This window comes from Dehalococcoidia bacterium, assembly GCA_022449765.1.
In the GTDB taxonomy this organism is placed as follows: domain Bacteria; phylum Chloroflexota; class Dehalococcoidia; order Lucifugimonadales; family Australimonadaceae; genus UBA2963.
In genome coordinates, this window is record JAKUPZ010000029.1 from 1 (window position 1) to 4,914 (window position 4,914).

The 4,914-nt window shown below is 42.1% G+C and carries 7 protein-coding genes; 5 read left to right on the plus strand and 2 right to left on the minus strand.

Annotation, left to right across the window (positions count from 1 at the left end):
• Positions 1 to 144: 144 nt before the first annotated feature.
• Genes MK127_08215 through MK127_08225 form a run of 3 tightly spaced genes read left to right on the plus strand, consistent with a single transcriptional unit; the run spans position 145 to position 1,630 of the window.
• Entirely contained in the window at positions 145 to 837 is a 693-nt protein-coding gene (locus MK127_08215) for an AzlC family ABC transporter permease (GenBank protein MCH2532775.1), read from the plus strand.
• Complete coding sequence (locus MK127_08220; GenBank protein ID MCH2532776.1) at positions 834 to 1,145, plus strand: AzlD domain-containing protein; 312 nt, start codon at positions 834 to 836, stop codon at positions 1,143 to 1,145. Before MK127_08215 ends, MK127_08220 begins: the two co-directional genes overlap by 4 nt.
• A gap of 2 nt (positions 1,146 to 1,147) precedes the next feature.
• Positions 1,148 to 1,630 (plus strand): hypothetical protein, encoded by a 483-nt coding sequence (locus tag MK127_08225; GenBank protein ID MCH2532777.1) that lies wholly within the window; start codon positions 1,148 to 1,150, stop codon positions 1,628 to 1,630.
• 136 nt (positions 1,631 to 1,766) lie between these two features.
• Here MK127_08225 and MK127_08230 read toward each other — a convergent pair whose 3' ends face one another.
• Positions 1,767 to 2,966, minus strand: a complete 1,200-nt coding sequence (locus tag MK127_08230; GenBank protein ID MCH2532778.1) for an MFS transporter — start codon at positions 2,964 to 2,966, stop codon at positions 1,767 to 1,769.
• 144 nt (positions 2,967 to 3,110) lie between these two features.
• Between MK127_08230 and MK127_08235 the strand changes: the two genes are divergently transcribed.
• Together MK127_08235 and MK127_08240 are read left to right on the plus strand one after the other, a co-directional pair.
• Positions 3,111 to 3,383 (plus strand): DUF3764 family protein, encoded by a 273-nt coding sequence (locus MK127_08235; protein ID MCH2532779.1) that lies wholly within the window; start codon positions 3,111 to 3,113, stop codon positions 3,381 to 3,383.
• Between the two features lie 242 nt (positions 3,384 to 3,625).
• On the plus strand, positions 3,626 to 4,504 hold the full coding sequence (locus MK127_08240) for a homocysteine S-methyltransferase family protein (GenBank protein MCH2532780.1): 879 nt from the start codon (positions 3,626 to 3,628) through the stop codon (positions 4,502 to 4,504).
• Positions 4,505 to 4,537: 33 nt separating this feature from the next.
• Here MK127_08240 and MK127_08245 read toward each other — a convergent pair whose 3' ends face one another.
• The gene (locus tag MK127_08245; GenBank protein ID MCH2532781.1) at positions 4,538 to 4,810 is read right to left on the minus strand and encodes an antibiotic biosynthesis monooxygenase; all 273 of its coding nucleotides are present in this window, start codon (positions 4,808 to 4,810) and stop codon (positions 4,538 to 4,540) included.
• Positions 4,811 to 4,914 lie beyond the last annotated feature (104 nt).

The window sequence follows — 4,914 nt, forward strand, 5'->3', positions numbered from 1 at the left end:
TTTGCCATTATCTTTAGGTCTTGATTTGATGGGTTCTTATGAAAAGGTTTTGCTATTTAGCATAGCAATGCCTGTTATATGTGCGATTTCAGCATATATTGCTAAACCACCGGTAACACATACTAAAAATATATAGTTGTACTGATGTCACGATTTTTAGAATTTAAAAATGGATGCTTTGCCGAAATGCCTTTGCAGCTTGGAGTATTTCCTTTTGGCCTTGCTTTCGGAATTTTAGGAGCGGAGAGTGGGCTAACTCAGCTCCAGACTTTCTTATTGTCATCGATAGTCTTTGCTGGAGCCAGCCAAATTGTTTTTGCGCAATTAATAGCCACCCTGACTCCGGCGTCAATAATTATTGGGACTGTTGGAATAGTGAATTTGCGACATATTCTTTATGGCATTTCCCTGTCCGAATACTTGAGAGAGCTACCATTGCGGTGGAGATTGTTACTTGCCTATCTTATTACTGATGAATCCTTTGCTGTTTCATACAAACGCTTCTCTGAAAATGAAAAAACTAAGAACATGCACTACCATTTGCTGGGCAGCGGGCTAACCTTATGGTTTTCCTGGCAAATTGGAACACTCCTTGGCATTTTCACCGGTCATTTTGTCCCAGAATCTTTAAATCTTGAATTCGCTATACCCCTGACATTTATTGCAGTAGTAGCAATATCCATTAAAGATAGACCGAAGCTGGCGGTATTCTTGATTAGCGCTTTGATGGCCGTTATTTTGAAAGATTTGCCCTGGAATTTGTGGATTATTGGTTCTGCTTTAATTGCTATCGCTGCAGGGGTGTTGCTGTCTAACCTCGGGAAGGTTAAGCAATGATCTGGGGCGTGATTTTTCTTTCCGGCGTAGTCACATTCAGTACTAGATTTTTACCATTGTCAGGACTGATGCCAAGGCAATTACCAAGATTTGTTCAGAATGGGCTGCAGTATGTTTCAATAGCAGTATTAACTCCTATCGTTATCAATGCGGTTCTAATTGATCAAGATAGCAATATAGTTTTAAGTGATAATCCCAAAATATTTGCGGCTCTGGTTGCTATTTTGATTGCTTTGATTTCTAAATCTATCGTGCTCACTTTGCTGGCAGGCTTAGTGGTTATCTGGCTGTTTGAATTAATATTTTAGCTATGCGAAAAAACTTTTATTTCATGATGATATTGGCGATAGCTGCGACACTTCTCGCTATTGGCGTTGCTTGTGATAACGAAACTGGGATAGGTGAGCCTGATAAGGCTCCAGCGGCACTTTTTACGAATGGAGAAGCCATCGAATATTTGAAAGAATGGATTAGGGAAGAGGATGAGAACTGCGACTTAAAGGGATCTGGTACTTATCATCAGCCATTTCGCCATTGGGAAGTTGAAGAGAGGACTTCCGCTGGGATTATTGTTCTCTCACTGGAATTATCAAAGAGCCGAGGTAATAACCCAAATGCTAAGGAAGACAAGGACCACTTCAGGCCTGCTTCCAAGAGAGAGCAGCGCTACTTGATTGATGGGACTGAGAACAAAATCACTCGCATAAATGAAAAATATTATCAAAATACGAATAACTCATTTGACGAACCTTCATGGCGCCTCAGAACTGTTTATTCGAAATTCAAATGCTGAAAAATTAATTCCCTCCAAAACTGATCAAATCAATAGAATCAAGTACAATAGCAGGACGGCACTACGGCTAAACTTACTTCCGTTTTGCTTAGGGGGCTGTTGATCTTGTTTGGTACCGGGTCGCAGTCCCTGCTTTTTAGTCCTTCTTTTCAATCAAATTTAGAAGTACAAATAAGCTCACGGTAATTGCCCAGAGGCATGTCATTAGCCCGAGCAACAAGAACATTGTGGGGATTGATGTGAGGGCCGCAATGAAACCTGCTATTAGCGGCGAAATAAATTTGGCGCTGTTTTGTGCGACTCTGTCTGCTGCAACGAAACCGCCACGAAGCTCAGCCCTGACGCTTTGTGTTAATAAGCTTTTTTGAGTAGGTGAAATAACACCATTAGCAAAACCAAAGATTAATAAGACAGGGGCAAGGTGCCATATGCTGGTGACAAAACATGTTGAAATAAGGCAAACACCTTGAATTCCAAACCCTATTGTCACTGAATGCATTGGGCCCATCCGAGAGCTGATCATTCTTACCAGAGAGGCTGTAGCTATTGCACCAATAGCAAAAATTGTAAATAAAAAGCCTCCGCGATCAACACCGACGCCAAGGCTTGAAATAGCAAACAGAGGTAGGTAAGTGAAATATGCAAATTCTACAAAAAAACGCAACGAACTCATTGAAAAAATGATCAGTGACCTAGGTCGAATCGATTTATCAAAAACTTCCCTGACGTATTTCATGGTAGTGGAATTACGCTCAAGGTACGTCTCGGGTAATTTGACCCAGGCGATTAATCCAATTGGTATTGCAAGAAAATACAGAACAAAAGGCATTTGCCATGCAATAGCGCCTAGTAAACCGGATGCTACTGGAATCATTAGCAATGCAACTCGATCAAGTACTACTTTCATACCCTGGGCAGTGGCTTCCTGCTCCCCTTTGAAAGTGTCTCCAATCAGCACTACTACCAGCGGCATAATTCCCGCATACGCAACACCCTGAAGGAACCTTAAGACCAATAAAATTGTGAAAGAGTCAGCTAAAACAATCAGTCCTCCGGACAATCCATAGAGTAAGAGGCAAGATACCAATATGAATTTGCGACCATAAAAATCACTTAAGAACCCTGCGACGGGCGCTAGAAACACTGCAGGAAGAGCGAAGGAGCTTAATACCCAGCCGATGTGCTCTTCTGGGACTTTTAGTGCATCTACAATCACGGGAAGAATTGGGTACACCAGGCTTGCACCCATAATCATAAGCATTGAGGACCCAAAAATTGCCTGCAGGCTCCCATTTCTATGAAGGTTTAATGACTTTATTTCAACTAATGCTTTCATCACGCTGCCATAGTACCTCAATTGAACGCCTAGAACTCAATTGGTAATTTTATATTTGAATGATGATTGCGATAACTAGTAGTATTGTTGCGTTGAGAGAAAAGTAGTTGAATGATGCTCAAATCTTCAATTCAAGGAGCAAATATGAAAGTAATCTTGCAATTCGAAACAAGTAAGGGCTATGAACATTGGAAAAGTGTTTTTGATGCTCATGAAGCGGATAGGAATGAATGGGGAATTACAAAAGTGTTTTCCGGCGTACAGGCCGATAACCCAGAAATAGTACACGTTTGTATGAACGTTGAATCAGCGGAAAAAATGAAAGAATTCATGACGAAACCAGAAGTGGTGGCTATTAGAGAAGAAGCTGGTATAAAAATGGAAACACAGGTGATGAAAGTAGTGCTGGATTCCTAGGAAGCATCGCTTTCGCTATTACTAAAGGCGTAAAATTATGGAAACTTTCCTAACTCTAGCAGGGGCTTTTGCAGTAGGCCTGATTCTGTCAAAGATCTTCCGGTCCATGCGTAAGCGCTAAAGTCTCGAGTAGCTAAGAAAACTGAACTGCGATTAAATTTCTTTTTTGGGAAGAAACTATTTTTTTACGCTTTTTAGAATCGTATATAAGCAAGCGATAACGTTGCTGAGGGTGTATGTAAATGAAAGAAGTAACGATTATTGATGGAGGCACCGGAACGGAAATTTCCAGGCGCGGAGTCCCGATATATCCTGCACTTTCATGGTCGGCAAATGCCAATATAGCCTTTCCAGGCCTGGTAAGGGATATACACGCAGACTACATTCGTGCTGGCGCGAAAATCATCACTACCAATACTTTCTCAACTAGCAGAGCCACTTTAGCAATAGACGGGTTAGACACCCAGACTGCAGAGATAAACCAACTTTCCGTAAAACTAGCAATGGAAGCAAGGGAACTCTGTAGTGCGCAAAATACTGTTCTGATTGCAGGTTCTATTTCTGCATTCGAACCCAAGGGACACCCAGAGATTCTTCCTTCATATAGAGATGCCCTTGATGATTACCAAGAGCAAGTACAACTACTAATTGATGCTGGAGTCGACTTAATTTTCATGGAAATGTTCACACGTACCTTGGATTTAAAAGCCGCGATTAAGGCACTGAACCCAACAGAGATCCCCGTATGGGTTGGTTTGTCCTGCGAGGACTTCGGGGGTCACTTATATTTAGGACTGGCTGGTAGGCATGCAAGCGAAACAATAGAAGACGCAGTTCATGCAACTTTGTCTCCTAATGTAGAAGCTTATTGCATAATGCATTCACCGCCAGAAATTACGGCAGATGCTCTGAAAGAGCTAAGAAATTGCACTGACTTGCCTTTAGGTGCCTATTCCCATGGAGGAGACCCGTCAACCAATCAAACCGACCATGCGGGTACTGACCCTCAGAAATACCTGGAATATTCACGTGATTGGATTGCTTCAGGGGCTACTATCCTCGGAGGTTGCTGTGGAATTACCCCTGAGCATATCCGAATTCTTTCAAGTAACTATGCGTAACTAACCTTTGATTGCTTGGCTAGAGTTTTATCCTTAAACTGAATTTCCCATAATAATGGTGGGAAATTCAAGGACTCCAGCTGCCTCCATCATAGGTTTCATCTCAGGGTTATTCAGCATTGCATTTGCCTGCTCTAAGCTTGTCCAAGTATTGATCACAGTAACCTGATTACCGTCATCTCCGCCTCTAATCACGGTTGCAGAAAGCTCACCTGCCGCTTGCCTCATTTCAAGACCGCTATCAAAAGCAGCCTTCCAGCTATCAAAATCCTTAACGGGGTGCGTTGCAATAGTATATGCAGTCATTCTATTCTCCTTAATTCACGAGGTAGTAGAAGCTCTTCAGATTTATCAAACCCACACCTTCTCCCATCATTACCCAGCTCTCTCAAAATATCCTGCACAGCTCA

Coding starts and splice junctions, on each gene's coding strand:
- MK127_08215 (MCH2532775.1), top strand. CDS start 145: ATGTCACGATTTTTAGAATTTAAAAATGGATGCTTTGCCGAAATGCCT.
- MK127_08220 (MCH2532776.1), top strand. CDS start 834: ATGATCTGGGGCGTGATTTTTCTTTCCGGCGTAGTCACATTCAGTACT.
- MK127_08225 (MCH2532777.1), top strand. CDS start 1,148: ATGCGAAAAAACTTTTATTTCATGATGATATTGGCGATAGCTGCGACA.
- MK127_08230 (MCH2532778.1), bottom strand. CDS start 2,966: ATGAAAGCATTAGTTGAAATAAAGTCATTAAACCTTCATAGAAATGGG.
- MK127_08235 (MCH2532779.1), top strand. CDS start 3,111: ATGAAAGTAATCTTGCAATTCGAAACAAGTAAGGGCTATGAACATTGG.
- MK127_08240 (MCH2532780.1), top strand. CDS start 3,626: ATGAAAGAAGTAACGATTATTGATGGAGGCACCGGAACGGAAATTTCC.
- MK127_08245 (MCH2532781.1), bottom strand. CDS start 4,810: ATGACTGCATATACTATTGCAACGCACCCCGTTAAGGATTTTGATAGC.